This window comes from Candidatus Binatia bacterium, assembly GCA_026415395.1.
Taxonomy (GTDB): Bacteria; Desulfobacterota; Binatia; order HRBIN30; family HRBIN30; genus HRBIN30.
The window spans coordinates 1,247,203-1,268,312 of the sequence record JAOAHD010000007.1; the positions used below are offsets into that span (position 1 = coordinate 1,247,203).

At 62.7% G+C, this 21,110-nt stretch carries 20 protein-coding genes; 5 read left to right on the top strand and 15 right to left on the bottom strand.

Annotation, left to right across the window (positions count from 1 at the left end; genetic code table 11):
* Positions 1-197 precede the first annotated feature (197 nt).
* From aroC to N3C12_09935, 12 genes are all read right to left on the bottom strand, one after another.
* Positions 198-1,289 carry a chorismate synthase gene (gene aroC / locus N3C12_09880; GenBank protein ID MCX8072746.1) on the bottom strand — a complete coding sequence of 364 codons (1,092 nt, stop codon included), beginning with the start codon at positions 1,287-1,289 and terminating at the stop codon, positions 198-200.
* A 34-nt stretch (positions 1,290-1,323) separates the two neighbouring features.
* Complete coding sequence (locus N3C12_09885) at positions 1,324-2,193, bottom strand: SDR family NAD(P)-dependent oxidoreductase (GenBank protein ID MCX8072747.1); 870 nt, start codon at positions 2,191-2,193, stop codon at positions 1,324-1,326.
* A 288-nt stretch (positions 2,194-2,481) separates the two neighbouring features.
* Positions 2,482-3,948 carry a leucyl aminopeptidase gene (locus N3C12_09890; protein MCX8072748.1) on the bottom strand — a complete coding sequence of 489 codons (1,467 nt, stop codon included), beginning with the start codon at positions 3,946-3,948 and terminating at the stop codon, positions 2,482-2,484.
* The gene (locus tag N3C12_09895) at positions 3,945-4,271 is read right to left on the bottom strand and encodes a hypothetical protein (protein MCX8072749.1); all 327 of its coding nucleotides are present in this window, start codon (positions 4,269-4,271) and stop codon (positions 3,945-3,947) included. Before N3C12_09895 ends, N3C12_09890 begins: the two co-directional genes overlap by 4 nt.
* Positions 4,268-4,756 (bottom strand): 6-carboxytetrahydropterin synthase, encoded by a 489-nt coding sequence (locus N3C12_09900; protein MCX8072750.1) that lies wholly within the window; start codon positions 4,754-4,756, stop codon positions 4,268-4,270. The genes N3C12_09895 and N3C12_09900 overlap by 4 nt, the downstream gene beginning before the upstream one ends.
* A 117-nt stretch (positions 4,757-4,873) precedes the next feature.
* Positions 4,874-6,091 (bottom strand): methyltransferase, encoded by a 1,218-nt coding sequence (locus N3C12_09905; protein ID MCX8072751.1) that lies wholly within the window; start codon positions 6,089-6,091, stop codon positions 4,874-4,876.
* A gap of 242 nt (positions 6,092-6,333) precedes the next feature.
* Positions 6,334-6,648 carry a hypothetical protein gene (locus N3C12_09910; GenBank protein ID MCX8072752.1) on the bottom strand — a complete coding sequence of 105 codons (315 nt, stop codon included), beginning with the start codon at positions 6,646-6,648 and terminating at the stop codon, positions 6,334-6,336.
* A 4-nt stretch (positions 6,649-6,652) separates the two neighbouring features.
* Positions 6,653-8,635: a cation:proton antiporter gene (locus N3C12_09915; protein MCX8072753.1), complete on the bottom strand. Its 1,983-nt coding sequence runs from the start codon at positions 8,633-8,635 to the stop codon at positions 6,653-6,655.
* Positions 8,636-9,244: 609 nt separating this feature from the next.
* Positions 9,245-9,550 (bottom strand): hypothetical protein, encoded by a 306-nt coding sequence (locus tag N3C12_09920; GenBank protein ID MCX8072754.1) that lies wholly within the window; start codon positions 9,548-9,550, stop codon positions 9,245-9,247.
* A 24-nt stretch (positions 9,551-9,574) separates the two neighbouring features.
* Entirely contained in the window at positions 9,575-10,666 is a 1,092-nt protein-coding gene (locus N3C12_09925; protein ID MCX8072755.1) for an acyl-CoA dehydrogenase family protein, read from the bottom strand.
* Positions 10,667-10,672: 6 nt separating this feature from the next.
* On the bottom strand, positions 10,673-11,926 hold the full coding sequence (locus tag N3C12_09930) for an acyl-CoA dehydrogenase family protein (GenBank protein MCX8072756.1): 1,254 nt from the start codon (positions 11,924-11,926) through the stop codon (positions 10,673-10,675).
* 148 nt (positions 11,927-12,074) lie between these two features.
* Complete coding sequence (locus tag N3C12_09935; GenBank protein ID MCX8072757.1) at positions 12,075-13,475, bottom strand: hypothetical protein; 1,401 nt, start codon at positions 13,473-13,475, stop codon at positions 12,075-12,077.
* A gap of 221 nt (positions 13,476-13,696) precedes the next feature.
* Here N3C12_09935 and N3C12_09940 point away from each other — a divergent pair, with 221 nt between their 5' ends.
* Together N3C12_09940 and N3C12_09945 are read left to right on the top strand one after the other, a co-directional pair.
* Complete coding sequence (locus N3C12_09940; protein ID MCX8072758.1) at positions 13,697-14,353, top strand: YdcF family protein; 657 nt, start codon at positions 13,697-13,699, stop codon at positions 14,351-14,353.
* Complete coding sequence (locus N3C12_09945) at positions 14,320-14,640, top strand: DUF4911 domain-containing protein (protein MCX8072759.1); 321 nt, start codon at positions 14,320-14,322, stop codon at positions 14,638-14,640. Before N3C12_09940 ends, N3C12_09945 begins: the two co-directional genes overlap by 34 nt.
* On the opposite strand, the gene tatC is transcribed toward N3C12_09945, so the two are convergent.
* The 3 genes from tatC to N3C12_09960 form a co-directional block, all read right to left on the bottom strand.
* Positions 14,637-15,407 (bottom strand): twin-arginine translocase subunit TatC, encoded by a 771-nt coding sequence (gene tatC, locus N3C12_09950; protein MCX8072760.1) that lies wholly within the window; start codon positions 15,405-15,407, stop codon positions 14,637-14,639. The two genes, N3C12_09945 and tatC, sit on opposite strands and share 4 nt — an antisense overlap.
* A gap of 38 nt (positions 15,408-15,445) precedes the next feature.
* On the bottom strand, positions 15,446-15,790 hold the full coding sequence (gene tatB, locus N3C12_09955) for a Sec-independent protein translocase protein TatB (protein ID MCX8072761.1): 345 nt from the start codon (positions 15,788-15,790) through the stop codon (positions 15,446-15,448).
* A 274-nt stretch (positions 15,791-16,064) separates the two neighbouring features.
* The gene (locus tag N3C12_09960; GenBank protein ID MCX8072762.1) at positions 16,065-17,090 is read right to left on the bottom strand and encodes a histone deacetylase; all 1,026 of its coding nucleotides are present in this window, start codon (positions 17,088-17,090) and stop codon (positions 16,065-16,067) included.
* A gap of 151 nt (positions 17,091-17,241) precedes the next feature.
* Between N3C12_09960 and N3C12_09965 the strand changes: the two genes are divergently transcribed.
* The 3 genes from N3C12_09965 (at position 17,242) to amrB (ending at position 20,899) form a co-directional block, all read left to right on the top strand.
* The gene (locus tag N3C12_09965) at positions 17,242-19,587 is read left to right on the top strand and encodes a PBP1A family penicillin-binding protein (protein MCX8072763.1); all 2,346 of its coding nucleotides are present in this window, start codon (positions 17,242-17,244) and stop codon (positions 19,585-19,587) included.
* 164 nt (positions 19,588-19,751) lie between these two features.
* Entirely contained in the window at positions 19,752-20,036 is a 285-nt protein-coding gene (locus N3C12_09970) for a hypothetical protein (GenBank protein ID MCX8072764.1), read from the top strand.
* The gene (gene amrB / locus N3C12_09975; protein MCX8072765.1) at positions 20,033-20,899 is read left to right on the top strand and encodes an AmmeMemoRadiSam system protein B; all 867 of its coding nucleotides are present in this window, start codon (positions 20,033-20,035) and stop codon (positions 20,897-20,899) included. The genes N3C12_09970 and amrB overlap by 4 nt, the downstream gene beginning before the upstream one ends.
* Positions 20,900-21,110: the final 211 nt, after the last annotated feature.

Here is a 21,110-nt window from a genome sequence, read left to right on the forward strand (position 1 = left end):
GTGATGGAATTTGGCAGGATGGCAGGTGTGGCGTTCGCGCCGCGGCCGCCTTATTCGTGGGGGAATCAGTATTCGCGACTGGCCACGCGCGCACTTACCGATGCACTCTCGGTCGGTTCCGCGATCCGCCGTGCCTCGCGCGGTCACGGCTTCGAGTGCCTCGCCTTGGCATACATCGCGCTTGAGGAAGAAACCGGTTAGCTGACTCGCCCCACCAACGCGCGCTGCCGTAGGTAGTGGTCGGCCAGAACGAGGCAGGCCATGGCTTCTACCATGGGCACGGCACGCGGGAGGACGCAGGGATCGTGGCGTCCCTTCCCTTCGATTTTGGCTGGCTGCCCTTGTCGGTCTACGGTGTCTTGCGCCTTGGCAATGGTGGCTGTGGGTTTGAATGCCACGCGAAAGTAGACATCCTCGCCGTTGCTGATGCCACCTTGCACGCCGCCCGAGCGATTGCTCGCAGTGCGAATCCGGCCACTGGAATCAGTGACGAACGGGTCGTTGTGCTCGAAGCCCGTGAGGCGGGTGCCAGCGAAGCCGCTGCCGATTTCGAATCCCTTGGAAGCGGGGAGCGATAACATGGCTTTGGCGAGGTCGGCCTCCAAACGGTCGAACACGGGCTCGCCGAGCCCAGCGGGGACGTTGCGACACACGCATTCGATGACGCCACCTAGTGAGTTACCGTCACGGCGCGCCGCCTCGATACGGGCAGCCATTTGCTCCGCCGCTGCCGGGTCGGGGCAACGGACCGGGTTGGACTCCACCTGTTCGAGCGTGACCGTTGCCAGATCCACGTCAGCATCGATGCTGTGTACACTGCGGACCCAGGCGAGCACCTCCACTCCGGCCAGTTCGCGCAACAGCTTGCGGGCAATGGCACCGGCGGCCACGCGCCCCACGGTTTCGCGAGCTGAAGCCCTGCCACCGCCCTGCCAGTTGCGGATTCCGTACTTTGCCTCGTACGTGTAGTCGGCGTGCGACGGGCGATAGAGATCTTTGAAGGCTTCGTATGCAGACGGGCGCGCGTCGGTATTGCGCACCAAGACGGCAATCGGAGTTCCCAACGTGAGGCCTTCGAACACGCCGGACAGAATCTCCGCTTGGTCCAGTTCCTGGCGCGCGGTGGTCAAGCGACTTTGCCCAGGGCGGCGGCGGTCCAGGTCGTGCTGGATGTCCGCCGCAGAAAGGGGCAGTTTGGGCGGACAGCCGTCCACCACCACGCCAACCGCACCCCCGTGCGACTCACCGAATGTGCTGATGCGAAACAAATGGCCGAAGATGGAACCCATGCGCGAGTCAACTTAGGATCAATGCTAATGCGGCTCAACCGCGGGTGGAATCATCGTCAATATCCCCCAGGCGCTTGCCTGCCGCAGCCCGCTGCCGCGCGCGCCCCAGTACCTCTTGAGGCACCGGATCCGTGCGCTGCATGCCCCAGCGAAGAACGCTCGGCAGCGCCAAGCGCAGCAAGCGTGCGGTCAGGAGCATGGGATTGCGTTGGGGAACGGTCATCTCATAGCGCCGGCGGTCGATGCAGTCGAAGATCGCTTCCACGACCATTTCCGGCGGATACTTTTTTCCTCGGTACGACGGGGGCTCGTCCTCCTTCAGCCAAATTTCCGTGTCGATGGGCCCTGGGTGCACGAGGACGGCGTGGATGTTGGAGCCTGCGAGGTCGTGCCACAACCCTTCGGTAAACGCGCTCATTGCCGCTTTCGAGGCCGCATACAGCGCTTCGCGGGGCGGCGTGAGCTTGGCGGCGAACGAGGACACGTTGACGATGTAGCCCCCGCCTTGCCGCAGCATGGCAGGAATGGCGGCAAATGTCGTCCACACGCAGGAAAGGAAGTTGATGCGCATCACCGTTTCCGCCTCCTCGGCGCGTGTGTGGTAGATATGTTTGTGTTTGGAGACGGCGGCGTTGTTCACCAGAATGTCGAGCCGGCCGAGGCGCTCCACAGCGGTGCTCACGATCCCTTCGGCAAAGCTCCGCTCGCCGACGTCTCCAGTCAGATAAAATGATTCCCGGGAATACTGGCGACATTCGGTGATCACTTGTTCGAGCAGCGCCTCCCGCCGAGCGACGGCAACCACCTTCGCACCTTGTTGGGCGAACATGCGTGCCGCCACCGCACCAATGCCGGACGATGCACCAGTGATGAGGACGACTTTGCCTTCGTAGCGACCGGCCATAACAACTCCACCCAGGGCAAACGCAATGTTTTCGACTCCATACCCCAAGCGTGCAGAACACCACAAGATTGCGTGCTGCCCTCGGCCGGGGCGGTCAGCTCGGTGCAGGCTCGGCGGTGGCACTTCGACGGCAGGCATGCCTGGCGGAATAACGCCGGCATTCGGTGGGCTATGAGGCACGACGCGCCCCTTTCCTGCAGGGCCAATTTGGGTTGCCCGGGCTTACGCGTTCCGGACGTGCGATGGCGGTGAAGTTACCATGGCATCGGCCGAGCGCCGCGGCGAGCGTTATGCACCTTGCGCGAGGAGGTAGCGCAGCATGGTGCGCACACCGAAGCCGGTCGCCCCGCGGGGGTGGCAAGGGAAGGGCTTGTCGGTGCTTGCCGTGCTGGAGAAGTCGATGTGAGCCCAGGGCAGGCCGCCCGCAAATTCGCGCAAGAACAAGCCACCGATAATCGTTCCTGCTCCCCCCTCGCCAATGTTTTTCAAATCGGCCACGCTGCTTTGTAGTTCGGCCCGGTAATCCTCCACCAAGGGCAGCTCCCACAAATTCTCGCCCGAGGCCTGGCCAGCCGCAATCAAGTCGGCAACCAGTTGGCGGTCTGTCCCCATGATGGCGGCGTAGCGCGTGCCGAGGGCGGTGCGCACGGCACCGGTGAGGGTGGCGAAATCGATGAGCACATCGGGCTTACCTTCGACTGCGTAGGACATCGCGTCCGCCAGCACGAGGCGGCCTTCGGCATCGGTGTTCAGAACTTCGATCGTCTTGCCGTTGCGGGCGGTGAGGACATCACCAGGACGGAGGGCACGTCCGCTCGGCATATTTTCCGCCGCCGCGACATACCCCCGCACCTCTACGTTGATCCCTAAGCTGCGAACCGCCGACATCACCCCCAGCACCACGGCGGCCCCCGCCATGTCGCGCTTCATTGTAGTCATGCTGTCGCCCGGTTTGAGGTTGAGCCCACCGCTGTCGAAGGTAATCCCCTTGCCGGCGATGGCCACGATTTTTTTGGGACGCGGCGGGCGATAAATCAGTTCGATGAAGCGGGGAGGTTGCTCGCTTCCTTGCGCCACGCCGAGAATGCACTGCATGCGGGCGCGCCGGAGCGCGGCGACATCGAACACTCGACCGCTGAGGTCGTGCTCTCGGGCAATCTGTTTGGCCTCACTTGCCAGGTAGGCGGGCGTCACAATCGCAGCCGGGCGGTTGACTAAATCCCGCGCGTAACACGCGGCTTGCGCAAGATGTTCCGCTCGCGACAACGCAGTCTTGATTTCCGTACTCGGCTTGATGCGCACCACGAGGCGCGGGGGGGCCGCCTTACTGCTCCCGTTAGCGGTCTTGAGTTCCTCGAAGCGGTAGAGGCTGAGCAGCCATCCTTCCGCCACCCGCTCCAGCGTGGCCGCATCGGAATAGGCGGGCAGGGGAATGAAACCAACCTGGGTGGCCTGGAGCTCTTGGGCTCGTGTGGCGGCGGTGTGCGCCACCCGGTACCAGGCGGCGGTTGTGTCCCCCGTGCCCAAACCGACGAGGAGAATGTGGCGATAGGGCAAACGCCCGTGGGTTTGGAAGAGGGCAGTCTCGTTATCGTGCCCCTTGAACCCCTGCTGGCGGACCTCAGGCACCAAAGCGCCGTGCAAGTGCTTGTCGAGCTCGGCCACGACACCGGTTTTCCAATCAGCGAGCGCGGGCACGACGAGCAAGTCGACGGCAAGCTTCTCCACACCCACTGTGGTTGTGGTCACTTTCATCCGTTCACCTCTTGAGAGGATAGTGCGGCTCCTTGGCTGTGGCGCCGCAGGTAGTCGAGGAGCACTTCGCGTTCTTCCCGCGTCAGTGGTGGGAGCCCGCGGCGCACCATTTCGCCTTGCATCAGGGCAACCTTCATCTTCCACATCTCGTACGTGAGAGCGCTCGGCGCATAGAGACGGTGGCAGGTGTTGCAGCGCGAGGCGTACACACGCGCGCCGGGAGACTCCGGCTCGGGCAGTGGCGCATTGCAAGCGAGCGGTAGGAGGAAGGCAGCGCCCATAGCAGCAACAAACAACGCACGCGCAATGTTCCTCGCACTCATGAGTCGCGGTAGTACGCTACCTGACCAGGGGTTTCGGCCACCCCGACTTCGATCGAGCCCTGCAGGACAATGCCGTCGCGCGCCAATTCGCGACGAATTTCCCCGGCGAGGTAGCGCGCCAGCTCTTCGGCAGAAGTGTGGACAATGGGGAGCAGCAGCACGTCCTTCGCTGGGAAGGAAAATTCGTCGTCGTCGAAGCGCACAACAATTTGCGCCCCCTTGGTTTCGATCGCTAAGCAATCGCTTTCCGCGGGGAGGAGCATGCGCTCGTCGAGCCGATCGCACACTCGCCGCGCCACATCCTTAACGATGCTGAAATCCAACACGTAGCCTTGCTCGCCGAGGTCGCCCTCGATTTCCACGGAAACCCGGTAGTTGTGCCCGTGCAGAGCCTCACGGAAGCCGCGGTAGGCAATGAAGTGTGCGGCGTTGAACTTGAGATAGTCCTTGCTCACGTACACGCGAAACTTTTTTGCCTCAGGCATCGTCCGGATCCTCCTCGGGTGGCACCGCCCCAACGTAGCTTGGGGCGCCGCGCGCAACCGAGGCATGCACTACCTAACGACCGCAGCTCGGCAGTCAACCGCAGCCGTACACTTGGCTCACGTGTGTCCGTGGCTCCACCAGTCGCGCACCACTTGGGTGGCTGCCTTGTTCAGCGGCACCGGCACAACCACCGGAACAGCGCTGACCACTTCGAGATGATGAACGCCCGACCGCTCCGCGGCTACCAGCACAGCGGCAACCTCGTGCACGCCATGGCGCGCAAGAAACCGCACCCAGCGCTGCAACTCGCGGCGATAGCTGGGCATTCCCTCCGCAATCGCAAAGCTCGCTTGCGCAGCCGCGAACGTCAGCGCGTCGGCACGGGCGAACTCCACAACTAAACAGCGCCCGTCGAAGGCTTGTAGCCACGAGCGTGCGCGCTCGCTCAACGTCTCGCCGCGGCGGAGCCCGACCTGGCTAATCGCAACCGCCCTGCCCCCGCGATGGAGATGCTCGGCCCAGCCCGCAAGGACACGCTGCAAAACCGCATCGCCGTGGGGGCCGCCGCTGTGGTACTTCGGAGCGGTGGCGTAGGGAGAGCACACAAATGGTGGGTTTGCGGCGATGCAGTGAAAGCGCTGCGATGCAACGGGCGCGTAGAGGTCGCCCACGGCAAATTGCACTGAGCGCAGGTTGTTCGCTGCGGCATTGAGCCGGGCCATGGTTACGGCGCGTGGGTCCACGTCCACACCGACGGCCTTTGCTCTCGCTTTGGCCGCAATCAGGGCAATGACGCCCGAACCTGTGCAGAGGTCGAGAAAGCGACTACCGGCGAGAGGCGGCAAGATGTGCGCGAGCTGGAAGGAGTCGGCACTCGGCGGGTAAACCGGATCACCGGCGCGGCGAACTAGGGCTTTGCGAACGGGATCGGCAAAGCGGCGGTCGGCCCAAACTACGAGTCCGTCAGCTGCCTCGGCGCGCAAAGTGGCTTGCACGAAGCGGCCTCGTTGGCGCAAAAGACCACTCTTGCGGCCAAGGGCGAGTAGGGGACCAGCGTGGCTGGCCACGATCTCGGCACGCACCGATGCTTCGAGCCAGAACAGGCGCAGCCACACGCTGGTTGCGTCACTGCGCCCCTCGAGACGCGCCAGCCAGCCCTCACGGTCGGAAGCCGAGAGCTCGTCGGCATACTGCACGCCGACGGCTTGTTGAATCGTGTGGCGCGTGAAGCGGTGGCGCCGCAACTGCTTGCACCAAGCGCGCAGGCACTCCACTGCGTCCGCGCGCAATCCCGAGTGCAGGGCAAGATGTTGCGACGATTCCTCGGGTACCATGAACCTTGCCTATCCCGGTTCCTGCGATTTGGGAACAGGCAGAGCGAGTCGCGAATGGCGAGTGGTGGGGATGGCGCTTAGGGGGCGGCGCATGTGTCGCCCCCGCTGCCACCGTGGCACAACGCGACCACGCCCCGGAGGAACCGGTCGATTGCGACACAACACCGAGCGGGACCGGCCGGTCGCCCGTACAGGCGGCCGGGGTGGGCGACGTGGCTGCGGCCGCGGTGATCGATCCACGTTCAGTGGAAGGCGGCGGTAACGTCGAAGTGCACGCGCTCTTCGTTTGCGCAGCCACGGCACAGCACGCGCGCCACCCGAAAACGGCGTTGGCCGACGGTGCGGGAGAACTCGCCCACGCGTTGCACCGGCTCGCCACAGCGCGAGCAGCGGTAACGGTCGAGCGTAAGATCGATTTCATCAAAACGGCTTACCACAACGGCACGCTCGATGGTGGCCCCGGGGCGGCGTCGGCGCGCGCGCCGTTCTTGCCAGCGACGTGCGGCCATGGCGACGACTGCGGCCACGATCGCCAAGGTAAACAAGATACTCAGCATCGTGTCAGCCCGTTCCTGCCGGTTCGCTGAGCCGCTGCAAGGCACGGTCGAGTTGTTCGTGAGAGCCAACGAGAACCAAGATGTCACCAGCGTGAATGGGTTCGTCTGGCTCAGGGTTGGTCAGCGGCTTGCCGTTGCGGACGATCGCGATCACCGTTGCGCCGGTTTCCTTGCGTAAACGTAGGTCGCGCAAGCTCTTTCCGCACAAAGGAGAATCGCGCGTAACCAGAAAGGATTCGGTTGTGGTTGCCGCCAGGATGGCATCGAGTTGGTCGAGCGTTTGGCGCGGTAGTTCGAGCCCCCGCAACATGCTGTAGCCTTCGCGGCGAATGAGGTCGATTTGCGCGTTAATGATGTTGCGCGGCACCCGCAACAACCGCAGCACGCGCGCGAAAATTTCCACCGAGGTCTCGAACTCCTCGGGAATGACCTCGGTGGCCCCGAGCCGGCGGAGCTCCTCGATCTCAGCCACATACCGGGTGCGAACAATGATGGGCACTTGCGGTGCCAAATGTCGCACCTGCGACACGATGCGGCGCGTAGCTTGGACATCGGAGATGGCGATCACGACCACTTGTGCCCGTTCGACCCCGGCTGCCCGCAGCACTTGCGGCTTGGTCGCATCACCGTACACCACCGGGGCTGCTTGCGCGCGCGCGCTCCGAGCGCGGCGCGGATCGAGTTCCACGACGACGAAGGGAATCCCGGTGGCCCGCAGCACCCGAGCCAGGTTTTCGCCGTTCAGGCCATAGCCGACAATGACCACATGGGGCGCAAGCGAGTTCTCTGCTGGCTGAGAGGGACCCGGAGCCCGGGTGCGCCAGCGATGCGCCAACCACGACCAAATGGGTTCGCTCCAGGTGACGAGAAACGGGGTAGGAAGCATCGTCAGCACGGCTACGGCAGCGAAGCGCTCGTAAAGAGAATGGTCGATCAGTGCGAGCTCGCGCGCCGCTTGTAACAACACGAAGGCCAGCTCGCTCATCGAAGCCAACGCGATGGCCACCTGGAAGGCAACGCGGCTCGAGCGGTAGAGCAAGCGCACGATGGCAAACACGATGGCAGCCTTGCCGACCAGTACGGCCACCGCCGAGCCAATAAAGAACGGGAATTCACTGATCACCGCCGGGATCGGCACCAGCATGCCAATGGAGATGAAAAAGATGCTGTTGAGTGTGTCTCGGAAAGGAAGCACGTCGGCCACGACGGCGTGCGCATACTCCGATTCGCTAATCACCAACCCGGCAATCAGTGCACCGACGGCAAGTGACAAGCCAAATTGCCCCGCAACCCAGGCCGTGCCGAGGGCGACGACGACGATCGTCCCCGTAAACACCTCGCGGCTGCGCATCGCCACGATGCGGCGGAGAAGTGCGGGGAGAAGCAAGCGCGCGGCAAAAACGACCAGGCCGAGTCCGAGCACCGACTGCAATGTCACGCGGCCAATGGCTTCCCATGTCCACACTTGCGCGGAGCCAAGACCGCGGAGCACCAGCATGATCGGCAGCAATGACAGGTCTTGGATGAGCGCGATGCCCAAGCAGATCCGCCCGTGCAAGGCGTCGATTTGCTTACGATCGCTCAGCACCTTGAGCACGATCGCAGTGCTCGAGTGCACGGCGACGAAGGCAGCAAGCAGTGGCACGGTGCCGCCGACACCACCGGCGCGGACCGCAACGACGATGAGCAGACCAGTCAGGAAAAGCTGGGCGATGCCAGCCAGGAGAATTCGCCCTCCGAGTTGGGAGAGCTGAGCGAGGGAAAGCTCCAAGCCCACAACAAACAGCAGCAAAATCAGCCCCACGTCGGCCAATGCGGAGACCGTTTGGCTTTGGTCGATCCACCCGAATCCGTGCGGACCGATCACCGCGCCAGCGAGGAGGAACCCAACCAGGGACGGCAGTTGCAATCGGGTGAACACCACCGCAATCGGCAGTGCCACGGCCAGAATCAACAAAAAGTCGGTGAGAAAACCGTGATCCGGCATACAGTTCTCCTCGCTTTGTCACGGCTGGCGAGGAGAGCGCAAGGTGACTTGGGAACTGGCGAGTAGCGAGTGGTGGCTCGTAGGGGCAACGCATGCGTCGCCCGTGGTCCTAGGTCGAGCGCCAGCGGCGAGCAGCGAATGGTGAGCGGAGCGGCGAATAGCGAATGGCGAATAGCGAAGAGCGAAGAGGGAACACGTCGGTTGGTGACGGTGTTGCCACCGGGGCCGCGCGCGTGGCTGTCTGGGCACGCGGCACCAAAGCCATCGTAGGGGCAGCCCTTGTGGCTGCTCTCGGTGACCGTCACGACGCCGCCACTGCCTGCTCCACGACCAATACCGCCCCCCCACGGGCAGGCACAAGGCCTGCCCCTAGACGTCCCTGTATGGCCTCGGGCGCCCGTATGTGACAGCGACAGGGGGACGCATCGGGCCGCCCTGTCGCCGAGGCAGCGAAGACCGCCGGTGACTCCGCGCAGTACGATCCGCGTCGCCCTCGTTGCCATCGTGACACAACGCCGCCACGCTGCGACGGAATCTTTCCATCGAGACGCCACCCGCAGGGGCGATCGCCCGTGGACTTCGGTTACGGCGCAGGCGCTCGCCCGATTGTTAAAGCTCAGCCAGCTCTTGATCGAGAGGGAGTGGCCGCCATCGTTGGAGCAAGGCGTCGATCCCGGCGAACACGAACGAGGCTGCCAGCAGCGCAATTAAGGGCAAGAAACCAAAGTGGTCGATGGAGATGTGGTACGTGGCTAAGGCCACGACGAGCCCCACCACGGTGCCAACAACACCTGCACCTACGAGATAAGCAATGGGGACGCGAAGACCCAACACCCGACAAAACACGAGGAAGAAGGTTGTCAGAGCAAGGGCACCGAAGAAGTAGTACGGAATCAAAATTAGATAGTGCAGCACGGCAGTGTGCCTCCTTATGTGTCGTCACCAGCCCGCAAGCCGCGCAGCTCGCTCGCGGTGGTAGTGCGCGTCGCCGAGAAAGCCGCGATCGAAAATTGCCCGGCGGAACCAGAGGTGCAAATCGAATTCCCACGTGAATCCGATGCCGCCGTGCAGCTCCGTGGCGTCGCGGGTGATGCGATCGTAAAGGTCGCTGAGGTGGGCCTTGACCATGGCCGCATGCCGCTCCGCTTGATCGCGGATGTGGTCGTAGGCGTGTGCGGCATACCACCACAGGGAGAGCGCCGGCTCCAATTCGCAAGCCATGTTCGCGAGCTGGTGTTTCACCGCTTGGAACGCGCCGATGACTTGCCCAAATTGCTCGCGCGTTTTCGCGTAATTCACCGCCATCTCCAAGCAGCGCTTCGAACCCCCAAAGGCGTCCGCAGCGATGAGAATACAGCCAGCATCGATAGCGCGCTGCAAACCTGTGGGAGGACCCTCGAGCGGGACTGCGGGTGTGCGGTCGAAACGCACGTGCTGGACCTTGCGGGTCATGTCCACTACCGTAAGGTTCGTCACCGTGATCCCGGGTGCGTCGCGCTCTACACGGAACAAGCCGACGCCACCCCCCGGAGTCCGTGCCCCCACGAACAAGGCTTGCGCTACATTAGCACAGGGCACGAACAACTTTTGCCCGGTGAGCGAGTGTCCGTCGAAGGTCGTCCGCCACTGTTGTGGGTCCCACTGGCTGCCCGCTTCACCCCAAGCCACGCTGCCGAGGCTCGTGCCTTCTGCCATCGCTGGAAGCCAGGCTTTTTGCTGAGCGGCGCTTGCCCCCTCCAGCACGCAAATGGTGGCGAGCGCATGAGCGAGAAATGGCCCCGGGGTGCATGCGTAACCGAGTTCTTCCGCGGCCAGCGCCAGGTCGAGGAGTTCGAGTCCCGCGCCTCCGTGCTCGGGCGGCACCATCAGGCCAGCCACTCCGAGATTGCACAGCCCACTCCACAGCTCGGGATCGTGCGCCGTTTCGGTTTCCATGATGGCGCGCACGCGCGTGGTGGGGCACTGCTCCGCGAGGAAACGCCGCAGGGTCGACTGAAAGAGTACCTGATCAGATGACAAACCGAAGTCCATGGCGACTCAAGCCTCCTTAGCTTCCGCGCCGCGGCTGCGCTGCACGGCCGGGTCGCGCGGCAAGCCCAACCCTCGCTCGGCAATCACGTTGCGCTGAATGTTGGCGGTGCCGCCGGCAATCAAGATACCGAGCGACCACATGTAAGCGGTAATAAACATGCCCATTGCCGGCGCCTCGCTCTCTCCTGGGGCGAGCAAGCCCCGGTCGGACAGGAGATCCATCGCTAAGCGAGCCACATCGTAGCCGAGTGTAGTCCCGTAGAGTTTCGTCACCAAGCCGGCGATTCCAGGGTCTTCCCCGCGCGCCTGCATGGTGAGCAGCCGGTAACCGTGATAGCGATTGGCAAGCACTTTCGTTTCCAGCTCCACCAGCCGAGCGCGGACAATCGGGTCTTGGATGGCCGGCCGTCCGTGCAGCTCGAGCGCTTGCGCCAAGAAGCGGGCGCCTTCCAACACGCGCTCGCTCAGCAGCGCACTACCGATGAGGTTGCGTTCGTGCTTCAGGGTGGAGCGGCTCACCACCCAGCCTTGGCCGCGCTGACCCACGAGGTTTGCCACCGGCACGCGTACGTTATCGAAGAAAACCTCGTTGAAATCGGCTTCACCGGTCATTTGGCGAAGCGGGCGCACGCTGATGCCAGGGCTTTTCATATCGATCAGTAAGTAACTGATGCCTTCGTGCTTGGGTTTGTCCGGATCGGTGCGTACCAAGGCGAACATCCAGTCTGCGGTGTCGGCGTTGGAAGTCCAAATTTTGTGACCGTTAACGACGAAGAAGTCGCCGTCGAGCTCCGCACGCGTACGCAAAGAGGCCAGATCGCTCCCGGCGCCCGGTTCGCTGTAGCCCTGGCACCACTGGATCTTGCCGAGCAGCGTGTCGCGGATGAAGCGTTGCTTTTGCTCTTCGGTGCCGTGTTCGAGCAAGGTCGGCACGAGCATGCTGGGTCCTTGCCCAATTAGCTCGCCGGGAGCCTCGGCCTTGCGGAATTCCTCTTGGATGATGGCCGACTTCAATGGGTCGAACGGTTGTTCGCTGCCTCCGTACCGGCGTGGCACGTGGCGGTACAAGTATCCGCGTGCGATGGCCGCCAGGCGGAAGCGAGTCGCCCGCTCGTCAGTGCGGATCGCGGTTCCCAAGCTCATTCCCCGTGGGTTCACCGGTGGCGCGCTGGCGCGGTCCTCGTCTGTCCAGTGTGTTGCCAAAAACTCGCGCACTTCTTGGCGAAACGTTTCGTACTCCGGGCGAAAGCGTAAGTCCATGGCAGCAAAGTTCTCCTTGAGTCCGCGGGATTATCGGATGTTCATCCGTGGTACAACCTACCCAGCCACGATCGCGGGCACGCCAAAAAAAAACGGCGGTGGCCGATTGTGGCGGCCACCGCCGTGCGCATGCGAGCTTAGTGCTCGGTTACTGCGCCACGAGGATGTTGGTGACCTCGATGTCTCCCAGCGTTTGCTGGCCAAGCGCTGTGAAGGCACCGCCGAGGGTGAATCCGTTAATATTGCCGGCGCTCAGGTTGGCACAACTCGCCGGTGCTCCCTGCACGCACTTGGGTGCAGCCGGGTACGACGGGTCATCGTTCTTGCACAGCACCGTGGCGCACGCCTGTCCAGTGGTGAACACCAAGGGGTTGGGTGTGCCACGCGATGACGGCGGGTCGGCATCCGTGCAGAACGAAGGCTGACACGCGCCGAGGGAGGTACCGATACCAATAGCATTTACGATCAAGGCACTTCCCGGCCCGCCTTGGCCAGACAAGCTTAGTTGCACCGGACCACCTGGGTCGCCTTCACAGCTATCCTGGGTGACAGCCACGTTCACACCGCTCAAACTTTGGCAACCCACCACACCGGCAGCGGAATTGCCCGGGCCGAACACGGCTGTGCAGGGCCGTGTTTCGGGACATTGTGCTGGTTGGGAAGCAAAGCCCGTGGTGCACGACTCGACGAACGCTCCGTTTTGGTCGAAAATCGCCCCGCCGCAGGTCTTGTACTCCGCTCCGCGCACACATGCGCAAGCCAAGGTGGAGATCGGAATCTGTTCGAATTGCACGCTAGCCGCGGGAATGACGGCGGTAATTCGCCCGTTGCGCTCTTTGCCGATCTTGAGCTCCTGCGAGCCCTTCAAGGACAACCCCAGGACCAGTGGGTCACCGTGAACCACCGCACCGCTCGTTCCAGGCTGGAGGGTTTGATCCGCATTCACAACACCCGGCACCAGGGAGTACGTGACGGTTTGCTCCGTGGTGCAGTTGGCTGCGCAGCCATCGCCACCAAAAGTCCGGCAAGCCACACAGGTACCACCACCCGGGCAGTCGTCGTTCGAATTGCAGAAGGTGTAAGGCTTCTCGCCACCGTCGCAAACGCCTTTGTACTCATCGTTACCCGTAAAACAGTCAGAATCCTTGGTACAAGCCGTGCCCGACTTCGCTGTGCCGACGCAAATGCCACCGTCGTCGCACTCTTCGTCGCCCTCGCGCTGGCCATTACCGCAGACGGCTTCGCCGCCAGGCAGCTCCACGCACTGGCTCGTGAGGAGACTGTTTACCGCTTGGATGATCTCGTCGATGGTAACTTGGTTGTCGCCGTTCGGATCGGCAACTGGGCAAGCCGACACCTGCTGGGCTCCGAGGGCTATGTTCACCATGGTAATGATTTCATCCACAGTGACTTGTTGATCGCCGTTACAATCGCCCAAACAGCGACGTTGCGCCGTCGCCGGTGATGCGCCGAGCAGCGCCACCAACGCTGCTGCCGTCACCAGCGCCCGACCATGCTCCCACCCAAACCATACTCTCCGTTTGCGCATAACCACTCTCCTTCCCTGAAGAAAATCCATTCCTGTGCCTCCCAGACTTGGTTGCCGTGATGCTGGTTTTCGGCTCTGCGGGTCCTCGCTATCCCACATGCGCCATCTCTTTGCAATAAACGTCACTGCGAGGTCAAGACGGTTGCGAACAAATCTCCTCTACGAGCCAGTTTCGCTGGATGGATCAGCTCCGTGCCGCCAAATAAGGCGGGGGGAAGGCAGTGCGACGTAGAAGAACGATCGGGTGCGCAACCGCGCTCGCTGGGGTGGCCGTCCTGGCCGCGTTGCTATTTTGGCAACGCCAGCCAATTCTTGTAGCGATCGGCGGGTTCTTGGTGGTGCAGGATGTTCCGACGAAAAGCGACGCCATCGTGGTGTTGTCTGGCTCTGTTCCGGATCGCATCCTCGAAGCAGTGGATTTGTACCACGCCGGACTCGCCCCGCGGCTGCTCCTGACCCGAGAAGGGCGTTTGCCCGGGTTGGACGAGCTGAGACGGCGGGGAGTCGCTTTGCCCGAGCGCCATGAGCAAAACCGCGACATTGCTTTGGCACTGGGAGTGCCGGTAGAAAACATCGAGGTGATCGAGCGGCGGGCAACGAGCACCTTGGCCGAGGCTCGCGAGCTCGTGGCGCTGCTGCAGAAGCAGGGGATGCAGCGAGTGCTGTTAGTGACCTCGCGAGCTCATGCCCGGCGGGCGCGGGTGATTTTCCGCACGCTTGCCGCGGGGCATCCGGAAATTCTCGTCGTGCCCTCGCGCTACGACCCGTTCGACCCCCACACTTGGTGGCGCGAGCGCGCATTCCTGCGCCGCGTGGTCACGGAGTATGGCAAGTTGCTAACCTGGTGGCTGTTCGACCAATGGAGGATTGCACGGTAAAAGCCGGCAGCGAAACGGGTGGGCAGGATCGAGGGGCGGTGGTCCCAATTTTTATCGAGGTTCGACCCCCGCAGATCGCGTACTGGAAGTTCCTCTTCGAGTCCTACGAAGAGCTTGCCATCGTGCGCACCCTCGATCGGGAGCGGGCGATCATCGTTGTGCTCGGGTTGCGGGATTTTCTGCCTCACGTGCACGCCATCGTGGCTGAGGCCTGCGTGCGAACCGGGGCACGGCAGGTGCCGCCTCCGGCAGACCTGAGCGGCGACTGGCTCTTGCCGGAGCTTTAAGAACCCGCGCTAGTGCCCTCTGCCGTGCTCCCCTCGGGGCGGGGGCGAGCGAAAACAAACGCGACGCCAATGCTGGCCCCGTAGAGGACGAGCAAGGGTGTCGCCATGAGAAGCTGCGACGCAACGTCGGGGCCAGGAGTGAGCACCGCAGCGGCGATAAAGATCAGGACCACCGCATACCGCCAGTAGCTGAGCATGGTGCGATGCGTGACCACCCCGACGCGGGCAAGGAAGAAGGTGATCACGGGAAGTTCGAAGGTCACCCCAAAGGCCAACAGCATCCGTGCGGTGAACGATAAGTACTCGCTGATCCGCAGCTCCGGCCGTACCCCGATGGTGCCGTACTGCTCGAGGAAGAAGCGGTAGCCCACCGGTAACACAAGCGCGTAACAAAACGCCGCCCCGGCGACGAAGAAAAAGCTGGCGAACAACACAAATGGCAGTGCGTAACGCTTCTCGTGTGGGTAGAGGCCGGGGGCCACAAAGCGCCAAAGTTGATAGAACGTGATGGGACTCGACAGAAAAATGCCCGCAATCAACGCCACTTTAAGCTTGGTAAAAAACGCTTCGACCACACCGGTGCCAATCAAGTTCACCGTGTGGCCGGGGTTGTCGCCAACCAGTAAGCGCGCGCTGTGCAAGGGCTCAGTGAGAAATGCAAACAATACCTCGGCAAATTGGTAACAGAGGAGAAATGCCGCACCGATCCCAGCCAATGACTTTATGAGCCGCCAGCGCAGCTCTTCCAAATGCGCTGTAAGCGGCATTTTCACATCGTCGAGCGACCCTGGCATAGGAACGACGCTCAGGTGGTGGTGTGCGGAATGCCAGAAGCTGGGGATGTGTCGGTGACTCTTCCCTGATCCGCAGATGGAGCATCGCGCGTGACGGTGCCGCTCCCGCGTTCAACCGTTGGCCCTGGCCGAGACGCCCTTTGGTCTGTAAGTTTGGCGCGCTCCGCGGTGCGGATTTCTTCCTCCAACATCCAGCGCGCCCGCTCGATCTCGTTGGTAAGTCCGCTCGTGGCCTTGCGGAGTTCCGCTAACCCTTTGCCCAATGCCCGCGCGATTTCCGGGAGTCGTTGCGGCCCGAGCACGATGAGGGCAACGAGTAGTATGACGAGCAACTCCGGAGTTCCGATCCCAAACATCGCCGCACGCCTGACGATCGACGGTAAAAGAACGCCCCGGAGGTGTCAAATGACCCCCCGGCCGAACAGGCTTCCCGGTCACCACGCCTCATCTTGCGCAGGTTGTGAGTTGCACGGGCGACGCATGCGTCGCCCCTACGATCGTGCAGGTGCCGCGTGCCAAGACGACCACGCGCGCAGGACACCGGTGACAACACCATCACCGATCGACGTGGTCCCCATTCGCCATTCGCTGTTTCCCACCACTCGCTGCTCGCCGCTCGCCTGCCATGCCTCACACCGGCCAATAGCGTTCGAAAGCTGATTGGAAGCGGCGGAGTAGGGCTTGGGCAGGGTCGGTTAGTGGTGGCTCGGGGAGTTCGGGCCGGTCGCCGGCGAGCTCGCGGGTGACCGCGTGCGTGCATTGCACGAGCGCGGTGAGATCGTAGCCACCCTCGAGAACGAGGGCGATGCGCCCGCCGGCACTCGCGTATGCGACATCGATCAACGTGCGGGCCAAGTACCGATAGCCGACATCCGTAAGCGCAAGATCGGCGAGCGGGTCGCGGCGGTGGCCGTCGAAGCCAGCGGAGACGAGAACGAAGTCGGGCCGGAACGCAAGCGCGATTGGGCGGAGAATGCGCTGCGCGAGGTGGTAGATCTCAGCGTCACCCGTGTGCGCAGGTAAGGGCAGGTTGACGGTAAAGCCCTCCCCTGGGCCGTGGCCGACCTCGGTCACATTTCCGGTTCCCGGATAGAGCGGCCATTGGTGGAGGGAGAAGTAAAGCACGTTCGGATCGCGTTCGTAAAAGTGCTGCGTACCGTTGCCGTGGTGTACGTCCCAGTCGACGATGAGCACGCGCTCCACACCGAAGCGCTGCCGCAAGTGCTCGGCGCCGATGACGACGTTGTTGAAAAAGCAAAAGCCCATCGCCCGATCGAACTCAGCGTGGTGCCCGGGCGGACGCACCAGGGCAAAGCCGTTTTCCACCCCGCCTTGCACAATGGCCTCGAGCAGCGTGAGCAAGCCCCCCGCAGCCAGGCGCGCCGTGTCGTACGTCTCCGCGCAGGCGGCAGTGTCGGGGTCGAAGTGGACGAGGGGTTGCTGAGCAGTGGCTGCGACGCGTTGGACGTAAGTGGAATCATGCGCCCGGCAAATTTCTTCGATCGTGGCGTAGCGGGCAGGCAGGGTTTCTACGGTATCTTGGACTTCCTCGGCCCAAGCCACCAATGCGGTGATGCGCTCGGGCCGCTCTGGATGGTGCCTGCCCGCTTGGTGGCGTGCGTAGCTCTGATCGATGACAATCGCTGTGGGAAGCATGTGCCGCTCTCCTCGGTGAAATCAAATTGGCTTTTAGGGAAGCGATAGCGTGCGGCAACCCCGTTGGGAGAAACTGCACGGGACTAACGCTGGCCTACGCGCTGCCTACTTGTGGCCGGGGCGTTCTTCGGCTTGCTTTGTACGGACGGCAATGAGACAGGCACGCGAAGACCGGCAGGCACGCGGCTGGTGGCGTACTTTGCAACTTTTTTTCTTCTCGCTCGGGCTCATTCTTGTGGTCGGCACTACGCTTGCCGGTGTGCTGATTTATCGCGAGTTGACCGAAGCCTTACCGCCGCTCGACCAGGTGGTGAACTACCGCGCCCCCACGGCCACGCAAATCTTCGCGCGCGACGGTACGCTCGTGGGCGAGTTTTACGATGAGCGGCGCTACGTCGTTCCTCTCGAACGGATTCCCGCGATTGTGCGAAATGCCTTTATCGCCGCGGAGGACGACCAGTTCTATCAACACAAGGGCATAGATCCTGCGGGAATGGTGCGGGCCCTGATTCACAACCTGAGCGGTGGCGGAGGCGTGCAAGGGGGAAGCACGATTACGCAACAGGTCGTTAAACAAATCCTGCTGACGCCGCGGAAGAGTTACGAGCGTAAGCTCAAAGAGATCCTCCTAGCTATCCGTTTGGAGAACACGCTGAGCAAGGATGACATCCTCTATCTATATCTAAACCACATCTACCTGGGTTCGGGGGCCTACGGAGTGGCGGCTGCTGCCGAGGTCTACTTCGGCAAGTCGGTGGATCAGTTGAGCGTGGCTGAAGCGGCTTTGTTGGCGGGCTTACCCCAAGCTCCCAGCCGTTACTCCCCGTTGCGCCACTGGGTGCGTGCCAAGGCGCGGCAACGGTACGTGTTGGAACGGATGGCGGCGGTGGGATTTATCACCCCGGCAGAGGCTGTATTGGCAGCGCAGGAGCCGATTGCGCTGCGGCCGCGGCGCGGCAATGTTTTGCACGCCCCGTACTATGTGGAGCATGTGCGCCGCCTGCTCGAGCAGCGCTACGGTGGCCAAAGTGCGTATCAAATGGGGCTGCAGGTGTTCACCGCCCTCGATTTGCGCTTGCAAAGCCTCGCCGAACAAGCGCTGCGCGATGGAATCGCGGCTCTGGAAGAGCGGCAGCGGTATTCGCCGGCGTTGCGGTCTTTGAATGCTAAGGAACAAGAGCAGTTTCTTGCCGAGCAAACTCGCATGCTGGCCGGAAAAGCTCTAGAGCCGGAGCGCTCGTATGAAGCCTTGGTGGTGTCCACCCGCGATGCCGTGCGCGTGCGCGTGGGCCCGTTTTCCGGTGTGCTGGATACGTCCGTCCGCTCTCGGCTTCGTGCGGGCGATGTCGTGCGGGTGCGTTTGCGCACCATGCCGGGAGACAATGGCCGTGACCCTGCCTATGATTTTGTTGTGGACAGCGATTCCCTCGTGCAAGGGGCCGCCGTGGTTTTGGATCCGAGCACGGGCGATGTGCTCGCGCTTGTGGGCGGCACGAACTTCCAAACGAGTCAGTTTAATCGTGCCACCCAAGCGCGGCGCCAGCCGGGCTCAGCGTTCAAACCGTTTGTGTACGCTGCGGCTTTCGACGATCGTTACACGCCAGCGAGCGTGATTGTCGATGCCCCGGTAGCGTTTCCCGACAACAACGGAGTGTGGGCCCCGCAAAATTACGAACATCGGTTTTTTGGACCGACCACGCTGCGCGATGCGCTGACCTTTTCGCGCAACGTGCCCACGGTGAAACTTGCACAACAAATCGGGCTGCGGCGCTTAATCCCCTTTGTGCGTAGCCTGGGCATTCGCAGCCCGCTGCCTCCAAACCTATCGATCGCCCTGGGAGCTGCGGAGGTGACCCCGCTCGAGCTGGTCACGGCCTATTCCGTGTTTGCCAATCAAGGGGTGCTGGTCGAGCCACGGTTTATTGTGCGCTTGAGCGACCAGCACGGCCAGCCAATCGAGCAAAACGAGCCGCAGCGCCGCGCTGTGCTGTCACCGGAGACGGCATACTTGGTTACGGATGTACTGCAAGACGTGATCGAGCGAGGCACCGGCCAGCGTGCCAAGGCACTGGGCCGACCTGCCGCCGGCAAAACCGGAACGACCAACGATATGAACGATGCGTGGTTCATCGGGTACACCCCGCAATTGCTTGCTGGGTTTTGGGTTGGCTTCGACAGCAAGCGCTCGCTCGGAAAGGGGGAAACCGGCGGACGTGTGGCCGCGCCCATCTGGCTTTCCTTCATGCGGGAGGCACTCGCGGATCAACCAGTGCTCGACTTTCCCATCCCGAGCGGCATTCGCTTTGTGGCCATCGACCGTCACACGGGCCAGCGTGCCGCGCCGACCGCCCCCGGCGCGGTGCTGGAGTGCTTCCGCGCAGGAACCGAGCCCAAGTGGGAGGAAAGCGTGGGTGTGGAGGAGGCGAAGGCCCAAGATGGCGCTCCAACCTCGCTGAGGGACCGCCCAGAGGCGCCCGCCACCGCGTCGGAATTTTGAAACGCCCTGAGCTGGCTTGCTGGTACCTACCCGTACAAGTACAGCAGGTGTGAGCGGGCCTGTCCGAAGCTTTGGCGGATGCGGCGGGAACCTGCTGGTTCTTGGCCCTTGTGTATTTGTGGGATATACGGCCTTTGCTGCCCTGGTACTCGAGGCGAGAGGCGATGCTGGAAAGTAAACCCGCTCAACCGAGGCGCTGCACGCACTGTGGGCGCGTGGTGCAGGACACGCTGCACTATCGTGACAGCTACCACGTGGACTTCCACTTCCTCTACACCGGCGAGGTGGAGGAGACGGAGATGTGGGACGAGTATGCTGCCCTTACGCGCGTCGTGGTACACGTGCGCAATCCGCGTTTCGTGTACACTTGTATCGACTGCTATCCGCGCCCGGAGGTGCAACGGGAACGCATGCGGTTGTTGCGCCCGGAGCTGGAAGACGGCGTATGAGAAAGATTCACGACGCCCATCTGGCTGGCCGCTGGTACACGAGTGACGCAGTCGCGTTGCGCAGGGAGATCGAGCAACGGATCGAGCGCGCTTACCCGCTTCCCAACATTGTGCCGTTTGCGTTGGTTGTGCCGCATGCTGGTCACATGTACTCCGGCGATGCCGCGGCATTCGGTTATGCTTTGGCGGCCCACCGCACCGTGAAGCGGGCACTGATGCTCGCTCCGAGTCATTATGCGCTGTTCCGCGGGGCAGTGACCTTGAACTGGGACGGCTTCCGCACCCCGCTCGGGATCGTAAACATCGACTGCGAGTCCGTGGCAAAGCTGCTCCATTTCTCCTGGATTCGCGAAGATGCCGCTCCATTCGGTCCCGAGCACTCGCTGGAGATTCAACTCCCGTTTCTCCAAGTGGCGCTCCCAGGGGTGAGTGTCGTGCCGTTGTTGGTGGGGGAGGTGCCAACGGAACGGGCGCGGACTTGGGGCGACGAGCTTGCCAGCATGGTCGACAGCGACACCTTGGTTCTGGTGAGTTCCGACCTCACCCACTACGGGGCCCGGTTCGATTATCTGCCCTTCCCCCCGCAGAGTGCGGACTTCGTGCGCTCGCAGTTAAAAGCGCTAGATCACGAAGCCATTGCTCGCATCTGCCTTGGGGACTTCGAAGCCTTTCGCCGTTTTGTCGACGCCACCGGTGCAACCATCTGCGGACGCAACCCGGTTGTCCTTTTTTTAGCGATGCACGCGCAGCGAACCTCCGGTGTGTTGCTGCACTACTACACGTCTTTGGACATCACCGGCGACTACGAGCACGTGGTGAGCTACGCGTCGATTGCGTTTCCGCTGCCGCCACCGCCGCTGTAATTCCTCAGGCGCCAGAACGGATAGTGAATGGCGCGAATGGCGTGTAGCGAGCGGTAGGGGCGACGCACGCGTCGCCCGCGCTGCCGGTTCCTGCGGTGGCGGATGCGATCGAAGGCGAAGGGCGAATTGCCTGGCGACGGGTCGCCCGAGCTGGTTGACGGATTCTGCATGGTGGCACTTAGCGGCGACCGCCGCTCCCCCGTCGGGCTGG

Excerpts from the sequence above, each read along its gene's own strand:
- aroC (MCX8072746.1), bottom strand. The coding sequence starts at position 1,289 with ATGGGTTCCATCTTCGGCCATTTGTTTCGCATCAGCACATTCGGTGAG.
- N3C12_09895 (MCX8072749.1), bottom strand. The coding sequence starts at position 4,271 with ATGAGTGCGAGGAACATTGCGCGTGCGTTGTTTGTTGCTGCTATGGGC.
- N3C12_09910 (MCX8072752.1), bottom strand. The coding sequence starts at position 6,648 with ATGCTGAGTATCTTGTTTACCTTGGCGATCGTGGCCGCAGTCGTCGCC.
- N3C12_09885 (MCX8072747.1), bottom strand. The coding sequence starts at position 2,193 with ATGGCCGGTCGCTACGAAGGCAAAGTCGTCCTCATCACTGGTGCATCG.
- N3C12_09900 (MCX8072750.1), bottom strand. The coding sequence starts at position 4,756 with ATGCCTGAGGCAAAAAAGTTTCGCGTGTACGTGAGCAAGGACTATCTC.
- N3C12_09960 (MCX8072762.1), bottom strand. The coding sequence starts at position 17,090 with ATGCTTCCCACAGCGATTGTCATCGATCAGAGCTACGCACGCCACCAA.
- N3C12_09905 (MCX8072751.1), bottom strand. The coding sequence starts at position 6,091 with ATGGTACCCGAGGAATCGTCGCAACATCTTGCCCTGCACTCGGGATTG.
- N3C12_09935 (MCX8072757.1), bottom strand. The coding sequence starts at position 13,475 with ATGCGCAAACGGAGAGTATGGTTTGGGTGGGAGCATGGTCGGGCGCTG.
- amrB (MCX8072765.1), top strand. The coding sequence starts at position 20,033 with ATGAGAAAGATTCACGACGCCCATCTGGCTGGCCGCTGGTACACGAGT.
- N3C12_09915 (MCX8072753.1), bottom strand. The coding sequence starts at position 8,635 with ATGCCGGATCACGGTTTTCTCACCGACTTTTTGTTGATTCTGGCCGTG.
- tatC (MCX8072760.1), bottom strand. The coding sequence starts at position 15,407 with ATGCCGCTTACAGCGCATTTGGAAGAGCTGCGCTGGCGGCTCATAAAG.
- N3C12_09890 (MCX8072748.1), bottom strand. The coding sequence starts at position 3,948 with ATGAAAGTGACCACAACCACAGTGGGTGTGGAGAAGCTTGCCGTCGAC.
- N3C12_09930 (MCX8072756.1), bottom strand. The coding sequence starts at position 11,926 with ATGGACTTACGCTTTCGCCCGGAGTACGAAACGTTTCGCCAAGAAGTG.
- tatB (MCX8072761.1), bottom strand. The coding sequence starts at position 15,790 with ATGTTTGGGATCGGAACTCCGGAGTTGCTCGTCATACTACTCGTTGCC.
- N3C12_09965 (MCX8072763.1), top strand. The coding sequence starts at position 17,242 with ATGAGACAGGCACGCGAAGACCGGCAGGCACGCGGCTGGTGGCGTACT.
- N3C12_09970 (MCX8072764.1), top strand. The coding sequence starts at position 19,752 with ATGCTGGAAAGTAAACCCGCTCAACCGAGGCGCTGCACGCACTGTGGG.
- N3C12_09925 (MCX8072755.1), bottom strand. The coding sequence starts at position 10,666 with ATGGACTTCGGTTTGTCATCTGATCAGGTACTCTTTCAGTCGACCCTG.